This is a genomic window from Sphingobium sp. SA2 (genome assembly GCF_032227065.1).
Taxonomy (GTDB): Bacteria; Pseudomonadota; Alphaproteobacteria; order Sphingomonadales; family Sphingomonadaceae; genus Sphingobium.
The window spans coordinates 2,117,085-2,142,404 of sequence record NZ_JAPMXX010000006.1; the positions used below are offsets into that span (position 1 = coordinate 2,117,085).

Genomic DNA, 25,320 nt, shown 5'->3' on the forward strand with positions numbered 1-25,320 from the left:
GTCGGAGCCGCCCTCACGCCCTGATAATCCGTCGCACCAGCGCGCTGGTATCCTGCCGATGGCCGCCCATCGCCTGCACATCGGCGTAGAATTGATCGACCATCGCCGTCACCGGCAGCGTCGCACCATTCGCCCGCGCTTCTTCCAGCGCCAGCCCCAGATCCTTGCGCATCCAATCCACCGCAAAGCCGAAATCGAAACTGTCCTGCGCCATCGTCTTCCATCGATTATCCATCTGCCAGCTTTGCGCCGCACCGCCCGAAATCGCCTCGAACACGGTGTCGAGGTCCAGTTCGGCCGCCTGCGCAAAACGCATCGCTTCCGCCAGGCCCTGCAAGACGCCCGCAATGCAGATTTGGTTCACCATCTTGGTCGTCTGGCCCGCGCCAGCACCGCCGACATGGACGATCCGCGCGGCATAGGCCTGCATCACGATCTTCGCGGCGGTCACGGCGGGCTCGGTGCCCCCGCACATGATCGACAACCGGCCATTCTCCGCCCCGGCCTGTCCGCCCGATACCGGCGCATCGACACTATGGATGCCCCGGCTTTCGCCTTCGACGAACAATTGACGCGCGATCCGCGCGGAAACGGTGGTGTGGTCGATGAACAGGCTGCCCGGCTTCATCGTCCGAAACGCGCCCTCGCGGCCCAGCGTCACCTGGGACAGATCATCATCGGTGCCGACACAACTGATCACGATCTCGGCCTCTTCCGCCGCCTTGGCCGGGCTGGTCGCGACCGTTCCGCCATAGGCTTCGGCCCAGCTCTTCGCCTTGCCGATGGAACGGTTGTAAACTGTCAGGCTGTGCCCGGCCTTCGCCAGATGTCCTGCAACCGGGCCGCCCATGACGCCCAGGCCGATAAACGCGATGTTAGCCATATGCCTCGTAGGATAAGTGCGTGGCGACCAGCCATAGGGGCAGTTTTCCGACAGTGCCAGTTTCTTCCACCGCAATTTTGCGTTAGGGCGCGACCATATGAACACGCTTGCCAAGATCGAGAGCGCCCCGCCGCTGCCCATCACCGTCGATGACGTGCTTGCCGCGCGCACCCGCATTGCAGGGGCCATCGTCAAGACGCCGACGCTGATCAGTCAGACGCTCTCCCAGATGCTCGGCTGCAACGTCTATCTGAAATTCGAGAATCTCCAGTTCACCGCCGCGTACAAAGAGCGCGGCGCCCTCAATCGCCTCCTGCAACTGGACGAAGCCTCCAAGACCAAGGGCGTGATCGCCGCGTCGGCGGGCAACCATGCCCAGGGCCTTGCCTATCATGGCAAGCGGCTGGGCGTCCCCGTGACCATCGTCATGCCGCTGACCACCCCGATCATCAAGGTGACGCAGACCCGCGGCCATGGCGCGACGGTCGTGCAATATGGCGAGAAATTCGATGACGCCTACGCCCATGCCCGCTTGCTGGAAGTCGAACAGGGGCTGACCTTCATCCATCCGTTCGACGAACCGGACATCATGGCCGGGCAGGGCACGGTCGCGCTCGAAATGCTGGAGGATGCGCCGGAAATCGACACGCTGATCATCCCGATCGGTGGTGGCGGCCTGTTTTCCGGGATGGCGACCGCAGCCCGCGCGATGAAGCCGGACATCCGCCTGATCGGCGTGCAGGCGGAACTCTATCCGTCGATGTACGACTATATCAAGGGCGAGCATCTGCCCTGCGACGGCGACACGCTGGCGGAGGGCATCGCGGTCAAGCAGCCTGGCGACAACACCCGTCTCGTGGTCGAACGGCTGGCGGACGACATGCTGCTGGTCACCGAACGGCGACTGGAAGAAGCGCTCAGCCTGTTGCTCCAGATCGAAAAGACCGTGGTCGAAGGGGCCGGGGCTGCAGGTCTCGCCGCGCTGCTCACCTATCGCGAACAATTTGTCGGGCGCAATGTCGGCCTCGTGCTGACCGGCGGCAATATCGACACGCGGCTGCTCGCCAACGTGTTGCTGCGCGATCTCGCCCGGTCGGGACGGCTCGCGCGGCTGCGCATCATCCTGCAGGATCGGCCCGGCGCGCTGTTCCATGTCGCCCGCATCTTCGATCAGGAAGCGGTCAACATCCTCGAACTGGCGCATCAGCGCATCTTCACCAACCTGCCGGCCAAGGGCTTGAGCCTCGACGTCGAGTGCGAGACGCGCGATCGCGCCCATCTCCAGCGGCTGATCGCCGCGCTCGGCGAAGCGGGCTATGAGGTCGCGCCGATCGAGGTCGCCTGATCCGCTGCAACCTTTTGTTAATATTTCGTGGTAAACGCCCTTTTCACGCGCGCATGGGGTCGGCATAGTCTGCGCATGACCCATATACGGCACAGCGATGAACAGGATAGAGGCGCGTGACCGCACCTTTCCGTTTCCCCCGCTTTTTCGTGACCAACCCCTCGCCTTGTCCCTATCTGCCGGGGCGGAGCGAGCGCAAGGTGTTCACGGAATTGAGCGGCGACAACGCTGCCGAACTCAATGACGCCTTGGGCCGCATCGGTTTTCGCCGCAGCCAGAATGTCGCCTATCGCCCCAGTTGCGCCGATTGCACGGCCTGCGTCTCGGTCCGGGTCGTCGCCAGTGAGTTCAAGCCCAACGCGACCCAGCGCAAACTCATCCGCCGCAACAGCGACTTGGTCGTCACTGCCTGCAAGCCCTGGTCCACCGAAGAACAGTTCGCCCTGCTCCAGCGCTATCTCAGCGCGCGGCATCCGGGCGGCGGCATGACGGAAATGGACGAGATGGACTTTGCCGACATGGTCGAACAGACCCCGGTCGACAGCCATATCATCGAATATCGTGAGCCGGGCGTTGACGGGCGTGTCGGCAAACTGGTCGGCGCTTGCCTGACCGACCGGCAGGGCGATGGCCTGTCGATGATCTACAGCTTCTTCGATACCGAAATCGACTATCGGCCGGGCCTCGGCAATTTCATCATTCTCGACCATATCCTGCGCGCCGGGTCGGCGGGCCTGCCCTATGTGTATCTGGGCTATTGGGTCGAGGGGTCGCAGCGGATGCAATATAAGGTCCGCTACCGCCCGCTCGAAAAGCTCACGCGGAGCGGCTGGACCCGTTTTGATCCCGATGAGCAGGTCGAGGCGATTCGCGGCGTGGTCGCGCGCGATGAACCGCCCTTGCCGGTCGAACTGGCAGCCATCTTCCGCAAATAACTATAGAACGGGGGCGGCGCTTACCGCCCCCAATGCGTCATCAGCAGGCGCAGGACCGGCGTGTGCGCCGCGTGGACCGGCGTACCGGCACGGTTTCCGTGACATAGCTGGTCGTGGTCGTCGTGGTCATGACAGGCTGCACCGTCACCGTGGTCACGACCGGCGCGGGATAATAATAGCCGCCCGAAACATAACCGCCCTGACCGCCCATGGGCGCGCCACCATGCGACCAATGCGGCGCACCGGCATAGGCTGGCGCGTCATAGTCGACGCCCGCACCCCGGACATCGCCTTCGAACCGGCCTTCATAGGTGCCGGTGGTGCGGCGACCATCTTCGGTGGTCCAGGTGCCGGTCCAGCGCCCCTCATATTCATTGCTGCTGGTCACGCTGTCGTCGGCATAGCCATAGCCATCGTCATAGCTTGCACCGGGACGACGCGGCGGTGGGGCGTTGCGGCGCGGCGCATCCTCCGCCTTGTCGATCGCCATGCCAGCGACGGCCCCCACGCCTGCACCGATCAACGTGCCAGCCGTGCGATTGCCCCGCCCGGCAATGCGATTGCCCGCCACTCCGCCAACCACCGCTCCGATTGCGGCACCACCCACGCCATTGTCGCGGCGACGATCGTCATAAGTGCCACCGTTGGGACCATAGCCGCCTTCGTAGCGATCCCAGCCGATGTTGCTGCGGCTGTCATAGACCCGGCCATAGCGATCGGTCATGACCGCATCGTCATAATAGCGCGACCAGCCATAGCCATAGGCCGGGGCGGGCAGGCCATAGGCACCATGATTGGCGATATAATAGGTCGGGCTGATCCAATAGCGAGGCAGGACATAGCCATAGACTGGCCGCCGATAACCGTTCCAGCCACCCGGCGCGCGCCACCCCGCCACCCAGCGTCCGTTATGGCGCTGACCCCAACGCTGGCCCCCATTCCAATGCTGGCCAGGGCGAACGCCATGCGCGCCGGACTGGCGCACCTCACCGGCGAGCGCGGGGCTTCCCGCCGCCGTCAGCGCAACGGCTGTACCCAAAAGGAAAAGGCCGGATATCCGCATGGTTAACGCTCCCTGTTTTCCGGCACGCGAAGGCGCGCGCAGATCAAAATGCTAGCGCTCCGTTTAGCATGATGATCCGCCGCTATCCATCAGCGGGACGCGGGATTCCTGTCCCGAAACGGGTCGGAACGCGCGCCAGGCATGGGAAAAACGGTTAACGCCTCAGCCGACCCGCGCCGCGATCACCGCGACCAGCGCTTCCAGCCCGGCGGCATCATCCGAGTCGAACCGCGCGGGCTTGGGGCTGTCGAGATCCAGCACGCCGACCACGCGCCCGTCGCGCACGATCGGCACGACGATTTCCGATGCACTGGCCGCGTCGCAGGCGATATGGCCGGGAAAAGCGTGGACATCCTCCACCAATTGCGTCTCCCCCGTCGCCGCCGCCGCGCCGCATACACCCCGACCCATCGGAATGCGGATGCAGGCAGGCTTGCCCTGAAACGGCCCCAGCACCAGTTCATCGCCAACCAACCGGTAAAACCCCGCCCAGTTCAGATCCGGCAGAAACTGCCACAACAGCGCGGAGACATTAGCCATATTGGCGACGGAGTCCGGCTCGCCCCCTGTCAACGCATCGGCGGCGGACAGCAGGTCGGCATAAAGGGTCGCCTTGTCGGCGGCGTCAGTGGGGGCGAAGTCATACATGGGGCGGATATAGGCGCGCGGGCAAAAATCGCCAATCGATCGGTCAGGAAAATATGGGGCTTTCTCCAACAAAAAGCCGTTGTTTAAACGTGGCTCAATCCATCGACACTTTGCCGCGTCCCTGCTTGACCATGCTGCGCGCTTTTTTGGAATCCACCCGCCGTGCCTTGGCGGCTTTGCCCGGTTTGGTCGCGATGCGGCGGGCGTTGCGCTGATGGGCCTTGACAATCATCTCGGCCAGCCGTTCGCGCGCGTCCTGGCGATTGGCTTCCTGGGTGCGGAAGCGCGAGGCCTGGATGACGATCTGATTACCCGACGTCAGCCGCGATCCGGCCAACTCCCTGATCTTGCGATAGGCATGGGGCGGCAGGCCGAGCCGGAACAGGTCGACGCGCAGCTGCACCGTCGTTGCGACCTTGTTGACATTCTGCCCGCCCGGACCGCCCCCGGTGATGAAGCGCTCTTCCAGCGCATCATCGGGAATCTCAAATCCCGGCATCGTCCAGCAGCTCCGGGCCGAAACCGGCCGCGGCAAAGGTCGCGGGCAGGGGGGCCGTCGCCTCCGCCGCAGGCTTCTCGCCGCGCGCGATGCTCAGGAACCGGCTGTGGAGCAGCATCGGCACGCCGCCCTCGCCATAGACCGGATCGCCGACGATGGGAAAGCCCAGCCCATGCAGCGCATGGACGCGGATCTGGTGCGTGCGCCCGGTGCGCGGCGTGAAGGCGATCAGTGAACGGCCGTCCTTCTCCGCGACCTTGCGCCATTCGGTGATGGCGACCTTGCCCGCCTTGGCCGGGATCATGCGCCAGCCTTCCTCGGCGGTGCTGACCTTCTTGAGCGACAATTCGATGAGGCCTGTGTCTTCCGCCGGCACGCCTTCGATCACCGCAACATAGCGTTTGGCGACGGTGCCAGCCTCGAACGCCTGGGCGAAGCGTTTATGCGCCTTGGGGTTGCGCGCCAGCAGCAGGCAGCCGCTGGTGTCGCGGTCCAGCCGGTGGACCGGCAGCGGCCAGCGCTGGAAACCGAAGGTCAGCGACTGAAGATGATTTTCCAGCGCGATCGACCCGTCGCGCGGCGCATCGACGGGCAGCCCGGCGGGCTTGTCGAGAATGAGGGCTTCGCCATCGATGAACAAAACATGGTCGGTAAGCAGGGACAAAAGAAGGATCCGATCGGGGCAGTAAGGGGTGTGGAATTGACGCGCGCGTCGCTTCCTATAGGCGGTGGGGCCGATGGAACATAGTGGGGAAAATAGCGGGGGTGCAGCGACGCCACCGCCGGGTCGGCTGGACTGGGTCGATGTTGCGCGCGGCATTGGCATCATCGCTGTCGTAATCGGCCATGTGTGGACGCGTGGGGCCATGCGCGATGCCATGTACAGCTTTCACATGCCGCTCTTTTTCCTGCTGTCAGGCATGCTCTCGCGCCCGCAGCCGATTGGGCGCTTCACCATGCGGCAGTTGTTCAGCCAGATGCGACCCTATTTTCTGTTCCTAGCGCTGGTGATCGCCGCCGATCAGATCATCGAACCACTCAAGGGCAATCGACCGATCTTTCGCGACTGGCCGCAGGACATCGGACCGCTCCTGCTGGGCGGATCATGGCTCGCTGGCCCCTTCATCATCTTCTGGTTCGTGCCCTGCCTGATGGTGTCCCGCATCCTGTTCAACGCCTTGTCATACCGATGGCCCGACCCGCTCACGCGCCGCTGGGGATTGACGGTACTGCCCATCCTGCTCGTGGCCTATGCGTCCGGCCATATCACCCGCTTATCGCCGCTCGGCCTGTTGACGGTGCCGATGGCTTTCGTGCTGCTTTGGGTGGGGGCGGCGTGGCACCGTGTCGGCTGGCGAGGGTCGATGATGATACCCCTCCTGCTGCTCGCCATGGCGGGTCTGAGCGGTCTTCTGCCGTCGCTGAATATGCGGACGGCCGATTATGGCTGGCCATTGGCGTCGATGGGGGCGGCCATCGCGACGTCGTTTTTGATCTTCAACCTATCGGCAAGGATCGCGCCCCATGCCGCGCCGCTCGCGGCGATAGGGCGAGGATCATTGACGATCATGTATCTCCATGTGCCGCTGATCCACTATCTGTCGCCCTATATGGACAAGCTGCCACTGCTCGCTTTGGGCCTGTTCGCGCCCTTCGCACTGGACCGGCTCATCCGCCTGTCGCCACGCGCAACCCGCTGGCTACTATAGCAGAACGCAAAAGGGGCCGATGCACAGTCCCGGTGCATCGACCCCTGCGGCGTGCCGTAATCTTCGTGCGACACAAAGTCTCGGCAGTCCACACCTCTAGACGGCGCGGTCGGCGATCAACCGTGCAGCTTGATCGCGGTTTCCGCGATCCGACGACCCTGATAGCGCGCGCCGTCCAGTTCTTCTTCGCTCGGCTGACGGCTGCCGTCGCCATCGGCCAGCGTGGTCGCGCCATAGGGCGATCCGCCGCGCACCTTGTCCACACCCATCTGGCCTTGGAACCCATAGTCGAGCCCGACGATGGTCATGCCGAAATGCAGCAGGTTGGTGATGATCGAAAATAGCGTTGTTTCCTGCCCGCCATGCTGGCTGGCGGTCGAGGTGAAAGCACCGCCGACCTTGCCATTGAGCGCACCGCGCGCCCACAGACCGCCCGCCTGGTCGAGGAACGCTGCCATCTGGCTCGACATGCGGCCAAAGCGGGTGCCGGTGCCGATGATGATCGCGTCATAATCGGCCAACTCCGCGATGGTCGCGATCGGAGCGTCCTGATCCAGCTTGAAATGCGCATTCTTGGCCACTTCCAGCGGCGCGGTTTCGGGCACGCGCTTGATGTCGACCTGCGCGCCGGCGGCGGCTGCGCCTTCGGCCATGGCATTCGCCATCGTTTCGATATGACCGTAGGAAGAATAATAGAGAACCAGAACCTTAGCCATGATGCGTCTCCTTATATTAAGGGATTGAAGGGGTGCCGCCCGCGCCAGGGAGGGGAGAGGCGCGGGCGGCGGGTCGATCCGTCCAAGAAGGGAAGGAACGGATCGACCAAAGTTACAGGCTGTCCACCAGGACGATTTCGGCGTCCTCATGGGCCGTGATGGTGATGGGCTCGCCGCCGATGATGGCCGCGCCGTCCCGTGCTTCGAACGTCTGTCCGTCTATCTCGATCCGACCCGTCGCCGGAACCAGATAGAGGTGACGGCCTTCCGCACTGTCATAGGTCACGCTCGTCCCGGCCTTGATCGTTCCGCCCAGCAAGCGGGCATCGGCGCGGATGCGTAGCGCTTCCTTATCCTCGTCATAGCCGCTGGCCAGCACGACCAGTTTGCCCGACCGATCGCCGCGCGGGAAAGGCTTGGCACCCCAGCTTGGGGCGCCACCGCGCGCACGGGGAATGACCCAGATCTGGAAAAGGGTGGTGGTTACATCCTCCAGATTATATTCGGCATGGCGGATGCCCGTGCCCGCCGACATCACCTGGACATCGCCCGCTTCCGTACGGCCCTTGTTGCCCAGGCTGTCCTGATGCGTGATCGCGCCGGTGCGGACATAGGTGATGATTTCCATGTCGGCATGGGGGTGCGGCGGAAAGCCCGAACGCGGGCCGATCTCATCATCATTCCACACCCGGATCGCGCCCCAGTGCATGCGGTCTTCGTCATGATAATCGGCGAAGGAAAAATGATGGCGCGCATTCAGCCAGCCATGATTGGCATGGCCGAGTGAGGCGAAGGGGCGGCGCTCGATGCGGCTCGCTGTGGTCGTGTTCATATGCTCTGCCTTTCGGTTTCGAACGCGATGGTTCGGGTGCCTTTTGACCAAGCGCCGGAGGTTCCGGCTTGCTTTCCGCCAATCTAGTCATCAGTATCGTTTCTGAAACAAGCAGCATCGAAACGGATTGTTTCCCTATGCGATTACCGGATTTTGAGGCCTGGGCGATGTTCGCCGCCGTGGTCGAGCATCGCAGCTTCACCGACGCGGCCAAGGCGCTCAGCGTGTCCAAGGCCACCGTGTCCAAGGCGGTCACGCGGCTGGAGGAGCATCTCGACACCAGCCTGTTCAACCGCACCAGCCGTCGCCTGGCTTTGACCGAGAGCGGCAAGCGGCTCGCCGATCACGCCCACCGCATCATGGCCGAGGGGCAGGCGGCGGAGGAAGCGGCGCGCGACGAAACGGCGGACCTATCCGGCGTCGTGCGACTGGGCGCGCCGATGACCTTCGGCCTGCTCCGCATCGCGCCGCTGGTTGCGGAATTTACCAAGACCCATCCGCTGGTCGATGTCGACCTGCACTTGTCGGACGCGCATATCGACATTGTCGAGATGGGGCTGGATGCCACGATCCGTATCGCCGACATGCCCGACAGCTCGCTGCGGGCACGACGCCTGGCCGACGTAACGCTGCATCTGGTCGCGTCGCGCGCGTATCTGGATGCGCGGGGGCGGCCACAGCATCCATCCGACCTGGGGGAGCACGACTGCCTCTGCTATTCCAACGTCACGACGCCCGACGTGTGGCGTTTCGCCGGGCCGGGACAACAAAATGTCGTGGTGCAGGTCCGTTCACGCATCACCGTCAACAGCGGTGAAGCGATGTTGCCTGCGTTGCGGCTGGGGGTGGGCATTGCCCGACTTCCCGACTTCATCGTCGGCGGCGCGCTGGCGGCAGGCGAGTTGGAGGAAATATTGGTGGATTGGCGCCCGGCGCCCTTCGGGCTGCACTTGGTCACGCCGCCATCGCGGTTGCGGCCCGCGCGGGTAGAGGCTTTGCTGGATTTCATCACCCGGCACCACGCCTGCTGAACCTCGTTTCGCGCACGGGTATATCTTGACTCCTGGCCGGTCGTTTCGGCTTCAACCCTTTATAAACGGATTCGTATTTCCGCGACTCGTGGATTTCTGCCGGTTAGCCAAAAATTAACCTTTGTCGTTCAGAAGTTTTTTGGTTAATGAATTGGAGCAGTAGCCGTTCTGGTGGGGTGAACGGACCTGCGACGCAAAGGGGCTTCACATGCGCGTGCTGCTGATTGAGGACGAACCGACCACGGCCAAGGCGATTGAGCTCATGCTCACGACCGAAGGCTTCAACGTCTATACCACCGATTTGGGCGAAGAAGGCCTCGATCTGGGCAAGCTCTATGATTACGACATCATCTGTCTGGACCTGAACCTGCCCGACATGCACGGCTATGACGTGCTGAAGAAATTGCGGGCGGCCAAGGTGCAGACACCGGTTCTGATCCTGTCGGGTGTTGCCGAAATGGACAGCAAGGTCCGCTCCTTCGGCTTCGGGGCCGATGATTATGTGACCAAGCCCTTCCATCGCGAAGAACTGATCGCGCGCATCCATGCCGTGGTGCGCCGGTCGAAGGGCCATTCGCAGTCGGTCATCCGCACGGGCAAGCTGTCGGTCAATCTCGACGCCAAGACGGTCGAAGTGGACGGCAACCGCGTGCACCTGACCGGCAAGGAATATGCGATGCTGGAGCTGCTGTCGCTCCGTAAGGGCACGACGCTCACCAAGGAAATGTTCCTCAACCATCTCTATGGCGGGATGGACGAACCGGAACTCAAGATCATCGACGTCTTCATCTGCAAGCTGCGCAAGAAGCTGGCGCTGGCCTGCAGCGGCGACAATTATATCGAGACGGTATGGGGCCGCGGCTATGTGCTGCGCGACCCGGACGAAGTGATCGAAGAAGAAGCCAAGGTCGCCTGACGCTTCACGCCATCCACCTGCGCATGAAAAAGACCGGCAATCCTTTGGATTGCCGGTCTTTTTCACATCCGTTCGCTAGGGTGGATCAAGCCGGGGTCTGCAACGTCCAGCGCTCCGTACCTTGTAGCCCCAAGGCGGTGAGCCGCCCACTGCGATAGGCGCCGGTATCGATACCGATCCGGTTATGCTGTTCGTCCACTTCCGGCGTGATGCTGTGGCCATGCACGACCATATGCGAATGCGGCGCGTCATGGTTCAGGAAATCGCGGCGTATCCAGCGCAGGTCGGACGATTTCTGCGCCTCGATCGCGACGCCGGGGCGGATGCCGGCATGGACGAACAGATAGCCGCCCACCTCCGTCCAGTCAGGCAGCGCGTCGAGAAAATCGACATGGTCGCGCGGCACATGATGCAGCATCCACTCGGCAATCTCCGCATCGCTCATCACCGGAAATCGACCGGGACCAAGGCCATAGCTTTCCAGCGTCTGTTCGCCGCCCATGCGCCGGAAGGTCGGCATCACCCTTCTGTCGCCCCGCCCGGCGGCGATGAACAATTCCTCATGATTGCCCTGCAAGCAGCGCACGTCGCCGCCTGATCCGATCACCGCCATGACCCGCTCGATCACCGCGCGCGAGGCATCGCCCCGGTCCATCAGGTCGCCCAGAAAGATGAGGGTCAGCTGCGCGGCCCCACGGCTCGCATCGTCCTGCGCGATCATGTCGAGCAGCTTGTCGAGCAAGTCCGCGCGGCCATGCACGTCGCCGATCGCATAGACACGGCGATCCGCGCCCACGCTGGGCGCTCGCACTGCTGCTGGCGCGACCTTGCACCCTAACCATTTGCGCCACCAGTTCATGACGCCACGTCTCGCACAGCGTTACAGCTTGGGCAATGTCACGCCCTGCTGCCCCATATATTTGCCCGCCCGGTCGGCATAGCTGACCTCGCACGGCTCATTACCCTGCAGGAAGAGGAACTGGCACGCGCCTTCATTGGCGTAGATTTTGGCGGGCAGGGGGGTGGTGTTGGAAAATTCCAGCGTCACATGCCCCTCCCAGCCCGGCTCCAGCGGGGTGACGTTCACGATGATGCCGCACCGCGCATAGGTGGATTTGCCGAGGCAGATCACTAGCACGTCGCGCGGCACCCGAAAATATTCGACCGTCCGCGCCAGCGCGAAGCTGTTGGGCGGAATGATGCAGCAGTCGGTCTTGCGATCGACAAAGCTGTTGGTGTCGAAATTCTTGGGATCGACGATGGTGCTGTCGATATTGGTGAAGATCTTGAACTCGTCCGCCACCCGCGCGTCATAGCCATAGGAGGACAGGCCGTAACTGATGCAGCCGTCGCGCTTTTGGCTTTCGACGAACGGCTCGATCATGCCGGTCGAAAGGGCTTTGTCGCGGATCCATTTGTCAGAAAGAATGGCCATGATGGTCTTTTCAGCTTTTCCTGATGGGGGTGATGCCCAGATCGGCGGGGCCGAAGGCGTGGGGAAGAAGATCGGCGATGCGATGCTCGGTGATACGGCTGCCCGATGGCGTGGCGCAATAGATGGCGATGGCGCGGCCTGCCATCTGTTCGGCCTCGTTCATCACCTGGCGGCAGCGGCCACAGGGCGTGACCATGGCTTCCTCAGCCGCGTCCATCGCCCCGCCGACCACGGCGATCGCGGCGACATCGGCAAAGCGACCCTGCGCATTGACGGTGGCCAGCGCCACCGTCTCCGCACAGAGCGACAGGCCATAGCTCGCATTTTCGAAGTTGCAGCCGGTCACGATGCTGCCATCGGTCAACCGCACCGCCGCCCCCACCGCAAAGCGGCTATAGGGCGCATGAGCATGAACCATCGCCCCGCGCGCGGCGGCGATCAGCGGCACCACCTGGTCTTCCGTTTCGTTCATGGCGCCACCACATCCCATCTCACCGGCCCGTCGACGCCGTCGATATGCCGCATGTCGCTGGCTGTCCACATCACCCAGGGCCGGGTGGCATAATCGGGAGGAAAGAAATTGCCATCGAGCCAGAGCGTGCGGTTGATGCCCGAACCCACATCGTACAGCTTGTCGAAATCCTCGGTGACGTTGAGCAACACCGTCTTGCCCGCATGGCTTTCGACCAGATTGACCAGCGTATTGAGTTCCGACAGCACAAGGTCGCGCCCCGGTCGCGCGGTGCAGCTCTTGTCGAAGGCGAGCCGAATGACCGGGGGTAGGGCGGCATTGTCGCGCGGCACTGTCGTCACGAAACGAGTGGCCTGATCGCTCGCCAGCCGACACAGGCTATAGTCCAGCATCGCGCCATAGCGCAGCCCCGCCGTCCGCGCCGCGCGCCAGTTCGCCGCGAACGCCGGATCGCGCCCGGCCGCGCCCCGCGCTGCGCGGATATAGGCGAAGTCCGCCCCCTGCGCTGCCAGCGTGCCCCATTCCACGACGCCATTATCGGCGCTGATCGTCACGCCCTGCACCGGATATTGGTCCCGCGCGGGCGCCCAACTGCGCGCATAGAGCCACAGCGCCAGCGCCAGCACCGCGATGATCGCCAGCCCTGCGCCCACGCGGACCAGCAGCCCCCCCAAAGTCAGCCGCGAAATCGTCTCTACCCCTTGATATGCAGCACGCAGATCAGCGTGAACAGCCGCCGCGCCGTATCGAAATCGACCGCGATCTTGCCCTCCAGCCGTTCGATCAGCATCTCCGCCGCATCATTGTGGATGCCGCGTCGGGCCATGTCGACCGTCTCGATCTGCTGCGGCGACGCATTGCTGATCGCCTGATAATAGCTGTCGCAGATCGCGAAATATTCGCGGATCGGCCGCCGGAACCGCCCAAGGCCCAGGATGATGGCTTCGAGCGCGCTGTCATCCTCGCGATTGATCTCGATCACCAACCGCCCGTCCTCGACGCGCAGCACCACCTTGTACGGCCCCATATAGCCGTCCGCATGAACCCGCTGCGGCGCGAAATGATTATCCTCCAGCAGATCGAAGATCGCGATCCGCCGTTCCTGCTCGACATCGGCATTGCGCCACAGGATCGTGCGCTCGTCGAGCTTGATGTCTATGATGCGCGGATCGGCCATGGTGAAGGGCATAGTCAGTGCGGCGATGCGCGCCGAAAAGCAAGCGGGACTTATCCACAGATGGATTGCGCGCCAGCCCTTGCGCGACGCGCGCGACCGGAGGATGAGAGGCCCATGGTCGAACTATTGAAAATCACTGCCGCCGAAGCTGGCGGCACCGAACTGCCGCGCAATGTCGAAGCCGAAGCCGCGCTGCTGGGCGCGCTGATGATCGACAATCGCATCGCCGAAGATGTCCAGATCAAGATCAAGGCGGAGCATTTCTTCGAGCCGCTCCATGGCCGCATCTATGACGCGATCATGAAATTGCTCGATCGCGACATGATCGCCAACCCGGTGACGTTGAAGCCGATGTTGGATCAAGACCCCGCGCTCAAGGAACTGGGCGGCGCGGCCTATCTTGCGCAATTGACCGGCAATGGCGCGGCGCTCATCGGCGCGCGCGACTTCGCGGCGCAGATTTACGATCTTGCCTTGCTGCGACAGCTTGTCAGTGTCGGCCGCGAACTGGTTGAAAATGCGCTGGATACCAGCGAAGATGTCAATCCCCGCGAGCAGATCGAAGCCGCCGAAGTCGCGCTCTACAAGGTTTCGGAGGGCGAAGGCGAAAGCGGCTCGGTCAAGAGCTTCCTCTCGGCCTCCACCGCCGCCGTACAAGTGGCCGAACGCGCGCTCAACAGCGGCGGCCATGTGTCGGGCATCACCACCGGTATCAATAGCCTGAATGCCAAGATCGGTGGCCTCCACAATTCGGATCTCATGATCCTCGCTGGCCGTCCGGGCATGGGCAAGACCTCGCTTGCCACCAACATCGCCTATAATGCGGCGTCACGCTGGCTGCGCGACAATGCCGACGGCATTCCGCCCGAAAAGAATATGGGCGCCAAGACCGCCTTTTTCAGCCTCGAAATGTCCGCCGATCAGCTCGCGACCCGCGTGCTGGCCGAACAGTCGGGGATCAGCGGCGAAGCGCTGCGCATGGGCAAGATCAGCCGCGCCGACTTCCAGAATCTCTCTCGCGCCGCGCGCGAGTTGCAGGAACTCCCGCTGTTCATTGACGATACGCCCGGCCTCACCATCGCCGCGCTGCGCACCCGCGCCCGCCGCTTGAAGCGCCGCCATGACGTCGGCTTCATCGTCGTCGATTATCTCCAACTGCTCCAGGGCAGCGGGCGCGGCAACGAGAATCGCGTGAACGAAATTTCGGAAATCTCGCGCGGCCTCAAGACCTTGGCCAAGGAACTGCATGTCCCCGTGCTGGCCCTGTCACAGCTCAGCCGCGCCGTCGAACAGCGCGAAGACAAACGGCCCCAGCTCTCCGATCTGCGCGAATCCGGCTCGATCGAGCAGGATGCCGACATGGTCTGGTTCGTGTTCCGCGAAGATTATTACATCGCCGCCAAAGAACCGGGGAACAAGGAAAGCGCCGAACATACCGAATGGGCGCAGCAGATGGAGCAGATTTACGGCCTCGCCGAACTGATCGTCGCCAAACAGCGCCACGGCTCCACCGGCCGCATCCGCATGAAATTCGACGCCCGCATCACCCGCTTCTCCGACATCGCCGAAGACGGCTATCAGGATCTGGAATATGAGTAATCTGGATTATATTTTACACCCAATTTTGGAAAAATGCTCAGTCCGTTGGTTCGAAACCCGCAGCGCGTAACTCTTCTGGTGTTCGAAATGTCCGTCGTATCGAGTTGGCTGCTTGGGGAACTCGCAGGTTCACGAAATTCTCACCACTATCGCTTGAAAATACGACGCGATACTCTTTCTCCCACTCGAATTTTTGCGGTTTTTGGAATGGATTGAATGAGCGTGCCTCGCCTTTTGATATATCTCCATCTCGCTTGTCATAGACAACCCGATTCGCGACGCAATCACCTAGGTAATGATGTGCCTTCACGATCTCTTCCAGAAACGGCCGAACTTCGATCCGAAATACCGCAAGTTTTTCTCTATCGCACAGATCAAAATCTGGTTGGGTAGACATACAAAAAATTAATTTTCTTTCATAAGAATTTGAAATAAATACATTATTTATATGTAGATTCTCGACATTTTGACTGAATTGAATTGCATAAAGCTGATCGAGAGCCATTCTTGCATCTGTATCCGTTTCAGAAATTTCTTTTGTTAAATAATTTCTTTGACTGCCTTCGCTACGGTCGGACCGCATGCCCTCCATTCGACTATAAGCGCCAAAAGTACCTAAACGAATGCTTTCCCCTTCCTCAAAGGCTCGGGCAAAATCCATTGGCACATGCTTGAAGGCATAAGGCATTTGCGTTCAGATCTTTCAGTTGGTTGCAGCGGTTTTAACTGATTTCTTCTGTGTATAGTCGAGCGTCTGACGCAATATGACGTTAACTCGTCGCCATCTTCGCCCGCGCCGCCACGCGCTTCTCCAGCATCGACAGCGGCATCGCGCCTTCCTCAAGAATGGCGTGAAACTGCTTGATATCGAAGCGGTCGCCCATCGCCGCCTGCGCCGCCGCACGCGCCTTGGTCCATACGCCATGGCCGACCTTGTAGCTGGTCGCCTGCCCCGGCTGGGTGCAATAACGCTCCACCTCGCGCTGGCAGCGGGCAGGGGTGAAGCCGGTCTTTTCCACCATATAGGCGGTCGCCTGCTCGCGGCTCCACCGCTTGGCATGGATGCCCGTATCCACCACCAGCCGTGCGGCGCGGAACAGGAAGGATTGCAGATAGCCCGCCCGGTCGAGCGGTGTCGCATAGCCCTTCAATTCATCGGACAATTGCTCGGCATAGAGCGCCCAGCCTTCGCTATAGGCGCTCATGAACGCGGTCTTGCGCAGCATCGGAATATCGCCTGCGGTCTGCGCGGTCGAAATCTGGAGATGATGCCCCGGCACGCCCTCATGATAGTTGAGCGCGGGCAGCGTATATTTGGGCCAATCGCCGATCGCCTTCAGGTTGATGAAGAAGATCGCGGGCCGCGACCCGTCCAGCGCCGCGCGATTATAATAGCCGTTCGATGCGCCATCCTGAATCTCGACCGGCACTGCGCGGATTTCCAGCGGTGTGTCGGGAATGGTCGCGAATGCCTGCGGCAGTTTCGCCTGCATCAGCTTGGCTTCGGCATTGAGGGCGGCGATCAGGTCGGTGCGGCCCTGCGCGGTATCGGGATAAAGCTGCGACGGTTCGGCATTGAGCGCGGCCAGCCGTTCGCCGATCGTGCCCTTGCCATAGCCCGCTGCTTTGAGAATCGTGTCGAGTTGCCCGCTGATCTCGGCGACCTGCTCCACGCCCATCGAATGAATTTCGTCGGCGCTCATGTCGGTCGTGGTCGCGCTCTTGAGCGCAGCGGCATAGATTTCCTCGCCGCGCGGCGTGCGCCATATGCCATCGCCCGCAGCCGTACCGCCCTTCAGCGCCTCGATCGCGGCAATCTGCTCGTCCAGCGCCGGATAAATGGCCTTTTCGACAACAGCCGTCGCTTGGCCCTGCCAGTCGCCCGCCACATTCTTGGCCGCAGCCCGCTTGACCAGCGATTGCACGATCGAACTGGACGCGGCGGGCTGATCACGCAGCTTGCGCATCTGCGCCAGCGTCAGGTCGAGCGACCAGCCCGGCGCAAGATAGCCGCGCGCCGCTTCGTCCCGCTGAACTGCCGTATCGGTCCGCAGGTTGCGGGCAAAAGCATCGAGCCGCGCGACATAGGCATCCGCATCGGCGGCATTGTTGATCGTGTGCGCGGTATTCAGGAAATCGGGCGTAGAGAAGTAACTGCCGCCCTGCTGAAAGATGCGATAGGGGCGCACTGCGCTGTTGAGGCCGAAGGTGGCCGGTGCCACCGTCTGCTGGCCCAGCGAATAGAGGACCACCTCCAGATTGAGCCGCTGCGGATCGGACAGGCTGGCCGATTGGAAGCCCTCCAGTTCCTTGATCGCCGCCTGCGTCATGCTCAGCCGCTTCATCATCGCCGACGTGCTATTGTCGTCCAACTGGCTCTTCGCCCCGGCGCGCGCGCCCTTGTCCAGGCCAAGGCTGGTGACCATGCCGGGCGACATATCGAGCTGCTTCTCGAAAATGGCAGCGAAGGCGGCGGACAGCCGCGCATCGTCATTGCCCGCCATCTGCGCCAGCGCGCGGGGGGCGGAGGCGGCGAGGGCGATGGCCCCGGCGGAGGAGAGAAACAGGCGGCGATCCATGGCGATGACTCCCTTATGTCTTGCCTGCCTGTCTTACCCCGCTCCGCCGTCTCGTCCAGTCCCTTGTAACAATGTTGCGCGCACGCAACATCTTCGGTCGCGACGCAGCTTAGCCTTCGCTTTGCAGCTTGTCCTGCGTCCGGGTCGCAAAGTCGCTCGCATCGTGCCGTTCGTGCAATTGCTCTTCCAACGGCCCATTCGCCTTGTTGACCATCCGCCCGCGCGTCACTGCCGGGCGCGCATCGATCTGCTCCGCCCAGCGCACGACATTCGTATAGCTGGCAACGTCCAGAAACTCCGCCGCTTCATAGGCGCGGCCCAGCACCAGACCGCCATACCAGGGCCAGATCGCGATATCGGCAATGCTATACGCATCGCCCGCCATATAGGCGTTGTCCGCCAGATGCCGGTTCAGCACGTCCAACTGCCGCTTCACCTCCATCGTGTAGCGGTTGATCGGATATTCATATTTTTCCGGCGCATAGGCATAAAAATGGCCAAAGCCGCCACCCAGCAGCGGCCCGGCACCCATCTGCCAGAACAACCAACTCAGCGCCGCAGTGCGCTTGGCCGGATCGGTCGGCAGGAAGGCACCGAATTTCTCGGCAAGATAGAGCAGGATCGCGCCCGATTCGAACACCCGCTGCGGCGGCGACACGCTATGGTCCATCAGCGCGGGGATCTTGCTGTTGGGATTGACCGCCACGAAGCCGCTGGAAAACTGGTCGCCATCGCCGATCTTGATCAGCCAGGCGTCATAGTCGGCGTCGGTAAAACCCGCCTCCAGCAACTCTTCCAGCAGGATTGTCAGCTTCTGCCCATTAGGGGTGGCGAGCGAATAGAGCTGGAGCTTATGCTGGCCCACCGGCAACGCCTTGTCGTGGGTCGCGCCTGCGATCGGCCGGTTGATATTGGCGAACGCCCCGCCATTGTCCTTGTCCCAGGTCCAGATGCGGGGCGGGGTATAGCTGTCGGTCATGCGGGCCTGGCTCCAATATCGTGAAAGGATGGGCCGCAGGTAGGGGGCGACCCCATCCCCTGCAACCGACAGCCACCAGGCTTCACCGGATTATTCGGCCGATGCCCGCACCACGAGAACGCTGACCGGGCTTTGATGCACGATCGCGCTGGCATTGGACCCCAGCAGCTTCGAGGAGAATGTCGGCTCATGCGAACCGATCACGATCAGCGTTGCGCCGGTCCGTTCGGCCGCGCTGATCACTTCGTCGCGCACCCGGCCGCGCCGCGTATCGAAATGGACCTGTCCTTCGGGAAGACCGCCTTCGCTCGCCCATTGCCGCATCAGCGCCAGCGCCTCGGCCTCTTCCTTGATGTCGAGGTCGCGCCCCAGAAGCTCGGAATAGCGGGTGGGCATATGATAGCGGACATAGAGCATATGGACCGTCGTTTCCGGTCCACAAACAGCCGCCGCCGCATCGATCGCGGCGCGCGCGTGCAGTACGTCGTTGATGTCGACGGCAACGACAATCTTCGAATAGGCCATGGTGCATCCTCCTTATGGTTCTGCTTCACCAACAGGTGGGCGGGGCAGGGGATGCAGCATTCACGAAAAATAACGGTCGCGACATGAATGCGCGGCTGATGGCAACGGTCGGTCCGTCCATCGCACGGAACATGCCAAGTCGCGCGGCAATCGCCATAACCCGGAAGCGGGCGCTCGGTTGCGCGGTCCCGCAAATTTTTCTGCGCGATCGTCTTGACGCATAAAAGCACCGCTCCATATTCACGGCGCTAGCACTCTCCTCCAGTGAGTGCTAACAGCAACGCAGTTCAAGGGGAGACGGACAAGGCGATTGCGGTTTTGCGGGGAAATCATCCCTGGATCGCGCGCCGGATCCATCCCAAATAGAAGGGAAAGGCAATCAACATGGCATTTCGTCCATTGCACGACCGTGTTCTCGTCCGCCGCATCGAAGCGGAAGCGAAGACCGCCGGTGGGATCATCATCCCCGACACCGCCAAGGAAAAGCCGCAGGAAGGCGAGATCGTCTCCGTCGGCACCGGTTCCAAGGCTGAAGATGGCAAGGTCACCCCGCTCGACGTCAAGGCTGGCGACCGCGTGCTGTTCGGCAAATGGTCGGGCACCGAGGTCAAGGTCGACGGCGAAGACCTGCTGATCATGAAGGAATCGGACATTCTGGGCGTCGTCGCCTGATTTTCGGTTCGCGATTTTCACGTCCAGCAACGGTGTGAACTTCGCAATTTTGCACATTCTCGATAGAAGGTATTAAGACCATGGCAGCGAAAGACGTAAAGTTTTCCCGCGACGCTCGTGAGCGCATTCTGCGCGGTGTCGACATCCTGGCCGACGCGGTCAAGGTGACGTTGGGTCCAAAGGGCCGTAACGTCGTGATCGACAAGAGCTTCGGCGCCCCCCGTATCACCAAGGACGGCGTCAGCGTCGCCAAGGAAATCGAACTTAAGGACAAGTTCGAGAATATGGGCGCGCAGATGGTGCGCGAAGTCGCATCGAAGACCAACGACATCGCCGGTGACGGCACGACCACTGCGACCGTCCTGGCGCAGGCGATCGTCCGTGAAGGCATGAAGTCGGTTGCCGCCGGCATGAACCCGATGGACCTCAAGCGCGGCATCGACCTCGCGGTCATCAAGGTCGTCGAAGACCTCAAGGCCCGTTCCAAGCCCGTCGCCGGGACCAAGGAAATCGCCCAGGTCGGCATCATCTCGGCCAATGGCGACACCGTGGTTGGCGAAAAGATCGCCGAAGCCATGGAGCGCGTCGGCAAGGAAGGCGTGATCACGGTTGAAGAAGCCAAGGGTCTCGAATTCGAGCTGGACGTCGTCGAAGGCATGCAGTTCGACCGTGGCTACCTGTCGCCCTACTTCGTGACGAACCCGGAAAAGATGGCTGTAGAGCTGGCTGATCCGTACATTCTGATCCACGAAAAGAAGCTCAGCAACCTTCAGTCGATCCTGCCGATCCTCGAAGCGGTCGTTCAGTCGGGTCGTCCCCTGCTGATCATCGCCGAAGATATCGAAGGCGAAGCGCTGGCGACCCTGGTCGTCAACAAGCTGCGTGGCGGCCTCAAGGTCGCTGCCGTCAAGGCGCCTGGTTTTGGCGATCGTCGCAAGGCGATGCTGGAAGATATCGCTGTCCTGACCAAGGGCGAAGTGATTTCGGAAGACCTGGGCATCAAGCTTGAGAATGTCACGCTGGCGATGCTGGGCACTGCCAAGCGCGTCACCATCGACAAGGACAACACCGTCATCGTCGATGGCGCTGGTGACCATGACTCGATCAAGGGCCGTACCGAGCAGATCCGTCAGCAGATCGAGAACACTACCTCGGACTATGACAAGGAAAAGCTACAGGAACGTCTGGCCAAGCTGGCTGGCGGCGTTGCCGTCATCAAGGTTGGCGGCGCTTCGGAAGTCGAAGTCAAGGAACGCAAGGACCGCGTCGACGACGCGCTGCACGCCACCCGTGCGGCCGTTGAAGAAGGCATCGTTCCTGGCGGCGGCACCGCTCTCCTCTATGCCACCAAGGCTTTGGCCGGCATGAAGGGCGCGAACGACGACCAGACCCGTGGCATCGACATCATCCGCAAGGCGATCGAAGCGCCGCTGCGCCAGATCGCCCAGAATGCGGGCGTTGACGGTGCCGTGGTTGCCGGCAACCTGCTGCGCGAAAATGACGAAACCCGTGGCTTCAACGCTTCGACCGACGTCTACGAAAACCTCGTCGACGCTGGCGTCATCGATCCCACCAAGGTCGTTCGTGCGGCTCTGCAGGACGCGGCTTCGGTTGCTGGCCTGCTGATCACCACCGAAGCGGCGATCTCGGAAATGCCTGCTGACGACAAGTCGCCCATGGGCGGCATGCCCGGCGGCGGCATGGGCGGCATGGGTGGCATGGACTTCTAAGTCCTGCTTTCCACAAGACAAAGAAGAGGCCGGTGGAGCGATCCACCGGCCTTTTTCTTGTCGTCACCTGTACCAAATTCATCCGGCGCTGGTTTCCTAATCTCTTGAAGTCGCTATGCTACCCATCCGAGCATCGGGCCAGATCGACAGGGGCATTATGAACGACCGGATGGTAAGACTTTGATGCGCGGTATCCTGTGCTGATGGAGGGGGGAACGCTCTTTGCCCGCTGGCCCGAAGCGGGGCCAGTGGCGGGCCTCGTCATGGTGCTGCTGCTGTTCGTGGCCTTTGCGATGGAACGGTTTCCGCCCGTCGTCATCGCCGTGATCGGGGCCATCCTGATGCTGGTGACGGGCATGCTAAGCCCGACCGACCTGCTGACGGTCTTCGCCAATCCCGCCCCCATCACGATCGCGGCCTTCTTCATCCTCTCCGGCGCTCTCATCCGCACTGGCGCGATCGAGGCTCTGGCCAGCCTGATGGTCTCCCGCGCCAAGGAACGACCCCGGCGCACAGTGGCGGAATTGCTGGGCACGGCCATGCTGGCCCCGGCCTTCGTCAATAATACGCCGGTGGTGATGGTGCTGATCCCGCTGGTCAAGCGACTGGCGCGCACGGTCGGAATCGCGGCGACGCGCCTGCTCATCCCGCTCTCCTATCTCGCCATCCTCAGCGGCACTTTGACCCTGGTCGGCACGTCCACCAACCTGCTGGTCGATGGCGTCGCGCAGGAAAATGGGCAGGCGGCTTTCGGCATATTCGAAATCACCACGGTCGGGCTGGTCGCGCTCGTGATCGGTGGCGTCACCTTGCTGATCCTGGGACCGATGCTGCTGCCCAACCGCCCCGACAATGAACTCGATGTCGACAGCGACCGCCTCTACATCACTGAACTCTGCCCCAAATTGAAGGATGACGGCACGCGACTGGGCGATATCAAGGCGCTGCGTCGTGGCTCCGTGCGGGTTCTGGGGATCGCGCGCGGGTCGCAGATCCTGCGCAACATCGACAATGATGCTATCATTCTGCCCTCCGACCGGGTCATCGTCGCGACGAGCGCACATGAATTGGATGCCTTGGCTCGATCGCATGAATTTGTTGTCGGCCTTCAGAATATCGGACGACCGATCCGGCTGGCGGCGGACGAACGGGACAGCATGGTGGGGCTGATCGGCATCACCCTTGCCCCGACCCATCCCGCCATCGGCCGAAAACTGCGGGAAATACCCTTTCTGTCGAATCTCAGCGTCCGCATATTGGGGCTCAGCCGCCCGCGTCATGTCGCCGGACCGGACCTGGTGAATGTGCGCCTGCGCGCAGGCGATAGTTTGCTGGTGGCTGCCGACGATCAGGCGGCGGCCGCACTGCGCGACAATATGAATTTCATCGCGGAGGATACCAGCGGCGTCAGGCGCTATCGCCGCCGGCGCGCGCCGATCGCTGCGCTCACGCTGGGCATGGTGATCGTGGGGGCTGCCTTCAACATCATGCCCGTTTTCGCACTGGCGCTGATCGGCGTCGCGATCGTGCTGGCAACCCGCTGCCTCGATGCGGAAGAGGCCTGGTCGGCGATCGACGGCAATGTCATCGTATTGATCTTTGCCATGCTCGCCATCGGCCTGGCGCTGGAAAAATCGGGCAGCGTGACGTTGATCGTGTCCACCCTGTCGCCCTGGATGGCGGCGTTGCCACCGTTGGCGCTCATCATCGCCATCTATGCCGCGACATCGGTGCTGACCGAAACCGTCACCAACAATGCCGTCGCCGTCATCATGACGCCGATCGCCATCGGCATAGCCGGGCAGAATGGCGTCGATCCCCGACCGCTGATCATCGCCGTGATGTTCGCAGCCTCCGCCAGTTTCGCAACGCCCATAGGCTATCAGACCAACACGATGGTCTATGCCGCGGCCGATTACCGGTTCAGCGATTTCGTCAAGATCGGCGTGCCGATGAACGTCATCGTCGGTCTGGCGACCTGCTTTGCCATCTATTGGCTGGTATAAGGGAGCGCTAAAACCATGGCTTCGCCTGCGCCAGACCATCCCTATCCCGCACGCTGGGATCATATTCCCTTCTATCGCTGGTGGCGGAAATCCGTGGTCGGATCGGTCGATCAGGAAAAGGTCGTCGCCCGCATCGTGGAGGAAAGCGGCTGCACGCCGCGCTATCTCTTCATGACGATGATGTCGGCGGGCATTGCGGTGCTGGGGCTGCTCCTGTCGTCGCCAGCCGTCGTCATCGGCGCCATGCTCATATCGCCGCTGATGAACCCGATTCTTGGCCTGGGGTTCAGCCTCGCCTTGTTCGACTTTGCCGAACTGCGCCGCTCGCTTTCGGCCCTGGCGATCGGGGCTGGTGCGGCGCTGCTGTTCACCGCGTTCATCGTTCTCGTCTCGCCGCTGAAAGCACCCACGGCCGAGATATTGGCGCGTACCCGCCCCAATCTGTTCGATCTGCTGGTCGCCCTCTTTGCCGCACTGGCGGGTACCTTCGCGATCATCCGCGGGCGCGGCGAAACCATCGTCGGCGTCGCTATCGCCACGGCCTTGATGCCGCCGCTGGCGGTTGTGGGTTTTGGCCTTGCGACCTGGAACATGCCGATCCTGGGCGGCGCATTGGCCCTGTTCGTCACCAACTTCGTGACCATCGCCTTGTCGGCGATGGTGATGGCCCGCTATTATGGGTTCGGCCATTATCTATCGAGCCAGCAAAGTTGGACCCAGACCGTGCTGCTCATGCTGGTCTTCGTCGTGATGGCGGTGCCGCTGGCCATATCCCTCAGCCGCATCGCGGGCGAAGCGGTGGCGGTCAATCAAATCCGCGCCTTCCTCTCCGATCGTTATGGAGCGGAGTCGCGGATCACCCAACTCGACGTCAATTTCGACCGAAACCCGCTTGCCGTGCGCAGCGTGGTCATCGCCCCTCGATCCCGCGCCGAAAGCAACGCCTTATTGCAGACCGACCTTAGCGACCGGCTGGGCCGCCCCGTGGCGCTGCGCGTGGATCAAGTCCTGCTCGATCCCGGCGCGGGATCGGTCGAAGCGCAACGGGCCGAATTGCAGCAGGCCAATGACGCGTTGGCCAATGACCGCAGCCGGGCCAACAGAGTGGCCGGACTGATCGCGCTGGCCGCTGGCGTGGCGCCCGACGCCGTGACGATCGACCGCGATCATCAACGCGCGACAGCGACGGCAGCCCTGTTGCCGGGCGCCGACCTCGCCACCTATGGCGCGCTCGAACAACGTGCGATCCAGTCCGTGGAGGGATGGGAGGTCGCCATCATTCCACCGCTCACGCCGCTGCCGATCATCGCCTTTGCCGACAATGTAGACGCGCTGGACACGCAGGCGCGGCAAGCCGTGCTGCTCTCGGCCTGGGCGGCAAAGCGTTGGAACAGTCCGCAACTGTCGGTGCCCGGCTTGCCGACCGATGCCCCCGAACGACCCTCCCTGCCGCAACGCAGGGCGCTAGCAATCGCCGCCCTCCTCAAGGAACAGGGCATCGCCGCCATCGCCGCACCGGCATCGGGCCAGACTTTCCGGTTACAGATTGCCGCGACCTCTGGCCGCTGA

Annotated in this window: 26 protein-coding genes; 10 read left to right on the forward strand and 16 right to left on the reverse strand. The window is 62.3% G+C overall.

Annotation, left to right across the window (positions count from 1 at the left end):
- Positions 1-13: 13 nt before the first annotated feature.
- Positions 14-883: an NAD(P)-dependent oxidoreductase gene (locus OVY48_RS18015; protein ID WP_313923851.1), complete on the reverse strand. Its 870-nt coding sequence runs from the start codon at positions 881-883 to the stop codon at positions 14-16.
- Positions 884-980: 97 nt separating this feature from the next.
- On the opposite strand from OVY48_RS18015, the gene OVY48_RS18020 reads away from it, so the two are divergent.
- A complete protein-coding gene (locus tag OVY48_RS18020; protein WP_037477672.1) occupies positions 981-2,228 on the forward strand; it encodes a threonine ammonia-lyase in 1,248 nt (415 codons plus the stop codon).
- Between the two features lie 116 nt (positions 2,229-2,344).
- A complete protein-coding gene (locus tag OVY48_RS18025; RefSeq protein WP_313923852.1) occupies positions 2,345-3,163 on the forward strand; it encodes an arginyltransferase in 819 nt (272 codons plus the stop codon).
- A 40-nt stretch (positions 3,164-3,203) separates the two neighbouring features.
- Here the strand turns inward: OVY48_RS18025 and OVY48_RS18030 are convergent, their stop codons facing one another.
- The 4 genes from OVY48_RS18030 to OVY48_RS18045 all read right to left on the reverse strand — a co-directional run bounded on the left by OVY48_RS18030 (position 3,204) and on the right by OVY48_RS18045 (position 6,037).
- A complete protein-coding gene (locus OVY48_RS18030) occupies positions 3,204-4,226 on the reverse strand; it encodes an RcnB family protein (RefSeq protein ID WP_313923853.1) in 1,023 nt (340 codons plus the stop codon).
- Positions 4,227-4,388: 162 nt separating this feature from the next.
- Positions 4,389-4,874 (reverse strand): GAF domain-containing protein, encoded by a 486-nt coding sequence (locus tag OVY48_RS18035; RefSeq protein WP_313924838.1) that lies wholly within the window; start codon positions 4,872-4,874, stop codon positions 4,389-4,391.
- Positions 4,875-4,968: 94 nt separating this feature from the next.
- Entirely contained in the window at positions 4,969-5,373 is a 405-nt protein-coding gene (gene arfB, locus OVY48_RS18040) for an alternative ribosome rescue aminoacyl-tRNA hydrolase ArfB (protein WP_313923854.1), read from the reverse strand.
- The gene (locus OVY48_RS18045) at positions 5,360-6,037 is read right to left on the reverse strand and encodes an RNA pseudouridine synthase (RefSeq protein ID WP_313923855.1); all 678 of its coding nucleotides are present in this window, start codon (positions 6,035-6,037) and stop codon (positions 5,360-5,362) included. Before OVY48_RS18045 ends, arfB begins: the two co-directional genes overlap by 14 nt.
- A 73-nt stretch (positions 6,038-6,110) precedes the next feature.
- On the opposite strand from OVY48_RS18045, the gene OVY48_RS18050 reads away from it, so the two are divergent.
- Positions 6,111-7,082, forward strand: coding sequence for an acyltransferase family protein (locus OVY48_RS18050; RefSeq protein ID WP_313923856.1), 972 nt, complete (start codon positions 6,111-6,113; stop codon positions 7,080-7,082).
- Positions 7,083-7,198: 116 nt separating this feature from the next.
- Here OVY48_RS18050 and wrbA read toward each other — a convergent pair whose 3' ends face one another.
- Both wrbA and OVY48_RS18060 read right to left on the reverse strand, forming a co-directional pair.
- The gene (wrbA, locus tag OVY48_RS18055) at positions 7,199-7,798 is read right to left on the reverse strand and encodes an NAD(P)H:quinone oxidoreductase (RefSeq protein ID WP_313923858.1); all 600 of its coding nucleotides are present in this window, start codon (positions 7,796-7,798) and stop codon (positions 7,199-7,201) included.
- A 112-nt stretch (positions 7,799-7,910) separates the two neighbouring features.
- A complete protein-coding gene (locus tag OVY48_RS18060) occupies positions 7,911-8,630 on the reverse strand; it encodes a pirin family protein (RefSeq protein ID WP_313923859.1) in 720 nt (239 codons plus the stop codon).
- A 137-nt stretch (positions 8,631-8,767) separates the two neighbouring features.
- Here OVY48_RS18060 and OVY48_RS18065 point away from each other — a divergent pair, with 137 nt between their 5' ends.
- A complete protein-coding gene (locus OVY48_RS18065) occupies positions 8,768-9,661 on the forward strand; it encodes a LysR family transcriptional regulator (RefSeq protein WP_313923860.1) in 894 nt (297 codons plus the stop codon).
- 208 nt (positions 9,662-9,869) lie between these two features.
- Complete coding sequence (ctrA, locus tag OVY48_RS18070) at positions 9,870-10,577, forward strand: response regulator transcription factor CtrA (protein ID WP_069066550.1); 708 nt, start codon at positions 9,870-9,872, stop codon at positions 10,575-10,577.
- A gap of 85 nt (positions 10,578-10,662) precedes the next feature.
- Here the strand turns inward: ctrA and OVY48_RS18075 are convergent, their stop codons facing one another.
- From OVY48_RS18075 to OVY48_RS18095, 5 genes are read right to left on the reverse strand one after another with little or no spacing between them, the layout of a single operon-like run.
- On the reverse strand, positions 10,663-11,436 hold the full coding sequence (locus OVY48_RS18075) for a metallophosphoesterase (protein WP_313923861.1): 774 nt from the start codon (positions 11,434-11,436) through the stop codon (positions 10,663-10,665).
- Positions 11,437-11,457: 21 nt separating this feature from the next.
- Entirely contained in the window at positions 11,458-12,012 is a 555-nt protein-coding gene (dcd, locus tag OVY48_RS18080) for a dCTP deaminase (RefSeq protein WP_069066552.1), read from the reverse strand.
- A gap of 10 nt (positions 12,013-12,022) precedes the next feature.
- Complete coding sequence (locus OVY48_RS18085) at positions 12,023-12,484, reverse strand: cytidine deaminase (RefSeq protein ID WP_313923862.1); 462 nt, start codon at positions 12,482-12,484, stop codon at positions 12,023-12,025.
- Positions 12,481-13,149, reverse strand: a complete 669-nt coding sequence (locus OVY48_RS18090) for a GH25 family lysozyme (RefSeq protein WP_313924839.1) — start codon at positions 13,147-13,149, stop codon at positions 12,481-12,483. The genes OVY48_RS18085 and OVY48_RS18090 overlap by 4 nt, the downstream gene beginning before the upstream one ends.
- 29 nt (positions 13,150-13,178) lie before the next feature.
- Complete coding sequence (locus tag OVY48_RS18095) at positions 13,179-13,661, reverse strand: UPF0262 family protein (protein ID WP_037478539.1); 483 nt, start codon at positions 13,659-13,661, stop codon at positions 13,179-13,181.
- A gap of 114 nt (positions 13,662-13,775) precedes the next feature.
- On the opposite strand from OVY48_RS18095, the gene OVY48_RS18100 reads away from it, so the two are divergent.
- Positions 13,776-15,260, forward strand: coding sequence for a replicative DNA helicase (locus tag OVY48_RS18100; RefSeq protein ID WP_037476023.1), 1,485 nt, complete (start codon positions 13,776-13,778; stop codon positions 15,258-15,260).
- Between the two features lie 37 nt (positions 15,261-15,297).
- Here OVY48_RS18100 and OVY48_RS18105 read toward each other — a convergent pair whose 3' ends face one another.
- From OVY48_RS18105 to OVY48_RS18120, 4 genes are all read right to left on the reverse strand, one after another.
- A complete protein-coding gene (locus OVY48_RS18105) occupies positions 15,298-15,948 on the reverse strand; it encodes a hypothetical protein (protein ID WP_313923863.1) in 651 nt (216 codons plus the stop codon).
- 82 nt (positions 15,949-16,030) lie between these two features.
- Positions 16,031-17,839: a DUF885 family protein gene (locus OVY48_RS18110; RefSeq protein ID WP_313923864.1), complete on the reverse strand. Its 1,809-nt coding sequence runs from the start codon at positions 17,837-17,839 to the stop codon at positions 16,031-16,033.
- 109 nt (positions 17,840-17,948) lie between these two features.
- Positions 17,949-18,818, reverse strand: coding sequence for a glutathione-dependent disulfide-bond oxidoreductase (yghU, locus tag OVY48_RS18115; protein ID WP_313923865.1), 870 nt, complete (start codon positions 18,816-18,818; stop codon positions 17,949-17,951).
- A 90-nt stretch (positions 18,819-18,908) separates the two neighbouring features.
- Entirely contained in the window at positions 18,909-19,343 is a 435-nt protein-coding gene (locus OVY48_RS18120; protein WP_313923866.1) for a universal stress protein, read from the reverse strand.
- A gap of 384 nt (positions 19,344-19,727) precedes the next feature.
- Between OVY48_RS18120 and groES the strand changes: the two genes are divergently transcribed.
- The 4 genes from groES to OVY48_RS18140 all read left to right on the forward strand — a co-directional run bounded on the left by groES (position 19,728) and on the right by OVY48_RS18140 (position 25,320).
- Positions 19,728-20,015: a co-chaperone GroES gene (gene groES, locus OVY48_RS18125; protein WP_007704439.1), complete on the forward strand. Its 288-nt coding sequence runs from the start codon at positions 19,728-19,730 to the stop codon at positions 20,013-20,015.
- An 80-nt stretch (positions 20,016-20,095) separates the two neighbouring features.
- Positions 20,096-21,745, forward strand: coding sequence for a chaperonin GroEL (groL, locus tag OVY48_RS18130; protein ID WP_037476035.1), 1,650 nt, complete (start codon positions 20,096-20,098; stop codon positions 21,743-21,745).
- 203 nt (positions 21,746-21,948) lie between these two features.
- Positions 21,949-23,751, forward strand: a complete 1,803-nt coding sequence (locus tag OVY48_RS18135) for an SLC13 family permease (protein WP_313923868.1) — start codon at positions 21,949-21,951, stop codon at positions 23,749-23,751.
- Positions 23,752-23,766: 15 nt separating this feature from the next.
- Positions 23,767-25,320 (forward strand): DUF389 domain-containing protein, encoded by a 1,554-nt coding sequence (locus OVY48_RS18140; RefSeq protein ID WP_313923869.1) that lies wholly within the window; start codon positions 23,767-23,769, stop codon positions 25,318-25,320.

Coding starts and splice junctions, on each gene's coding strand:
- OVY48_RS18015 (WP_313923851.1), bottom strand. CDS start 883: ATGGCTAACATCGCGTTTATCGGCCTGGGCGTCATGGGCGGCCCGGTT.
- OVY48_RS18020 (WP_037477672.1), top strand. CDS start 981: ATGAACACGCTTGCCAAGATCGAGAGCGCCCCGCCGCTGCCCATCACC.
- OVY48_RS18030 (WP_313923853.1), bottom strand. CDS start 4,226: ATGCGGATATCCGGCCTTTTCCTTTTGGGTACAGCCGTTGCGCTGACG.
- OVY48_RS18035 (WP_313924838.1), bottom strand. CDS start 4,874: ATGTATGACTTCGCCCCCACTGACGCCGCCGACAAGGCGACCCTTTAT.
- arfB (WP_313923854.1), bottom strand. CDS start 5,373: ATGCCGGGATTTGAGATTCCCGATGATGCGCTGGAAGAGCGCTTCATC.
- OVY48_RS18050 (WP_313923856.1), top strand. CDS start 6,111: ATGGAACATAGTGGGGAAAATAGCGGGGGTGCAGCGACGCCACCGCCG.
- wrbA (WP_313923858.1), bottom strand. CDS start 7,798: ATGGCTAAGGTTCTGGTTCTCTATTATTCTTCCTACGGTCATATCGAA.
- OVY48_RS18060 (WP_313923859.1), bottom strand. CDS start 8,630: ATGAACACGACCACAGCGAGCCGCATCGAGCGCCGCCCCTTCGCCTCA.
- OVY48_RS18065 (WP_313923860.1), top strand. CDS start 8,768: ATGCGATTACCGGATTTTGAGGCCTGGGCGATGTTCGCCGCCGTGGTC.
- ctrA (WP_069066550.1), top strand. CDS start 9,870: ATGCGCGTGCTGCTGATTGAGGACGAACCGACCACGGCCAAGGCGATT.
- OVY48_RS18075 (WP_313923861.1), bottom strand. CDS start 11,436: ATGAACTGGTGGCGCAAATGGTTAGGGTGCAAGGTCGCGCCAGCAGCA.
- dcd (WP_069066552.1), bottom strand. CDS start 12,012: ATGGCCATTCTTTCTGACAAATGGATCCGCGACAAAGCCCTTTCGACC.
- OVY48_RS18085 (WP_313923862.1), bottom strand. CDS start 12,484: ATGAACGAAACGGAAGACCAGGTGGTGCCGCTGATCGCCGCCGCGCGC.
- OVY48_RS18095 (WP_037478539.1), bottom strand. CDS start 13,661: ATGGCCGATCCGCGCATCATAGACATCAAGCTCGACGAGCGCACGATC.
- OVY48_RS18100 (WP_037476023.1), top strand. CDS start 13,776: ATGGTCGAACTATTGAAAATCACTGCCGCCGAAGCTGGCGGCACCGAA.
- OVY48_RS18105 (WP_313923863.1), bottom strand. CDS start 15,948: ATGCCTTATGCCTTCAAGCATGTGCCAATGGATTTTGCCCGAGCCTTT.
- OVY48_RS18110 (WP_313923864.1), bottom strand. CDS start 17,839: ATGGATCGCCGCCTGTTTCTCTCCTCCGCCGGGGCCATCGCCCTCGCC.
- yghU (WP_313923865.1), bottom strand. CDS start 18,818: ATGACCGACAGCTATACCCCGCCCCGCATCTGGACCTGGGACAAGGAC.
- OVY48_RS18120 (WP_313923866.1), bottom strand. CDS start 19,343: ATGGCCTATTCGAAGATTGTCGTTGCCGTCGACATCAACGACGTACTG.
- groES (WP_007704439.1), top strand. CDS start 19,728: ATGGCATTTCGTCCATTGCACGACCGTGTTCTCGTCCGCCGCATCGAA.
- groL (WP_037476035.1), top strand. CDS start 20,096: ATGGCAGCGAAAGACGTAAAGTTTTCCCGCGACGCTCGTGAGCGCATT.
- OVY48_RS18135 (WP_313923868.1), top strand. CDS start 21,949: ATGGAGGGGGGAACGCTCTTTGCCCGCTGGCCCGAAGCGGGGCCAGTG.
- OVY48_RS18140 (WP_313923869.1), top strand. CDS start 23,767: ATGGCTTCGCCTGCGCCAGACCATCCCTATCCCGCACGCTGGGATCAT.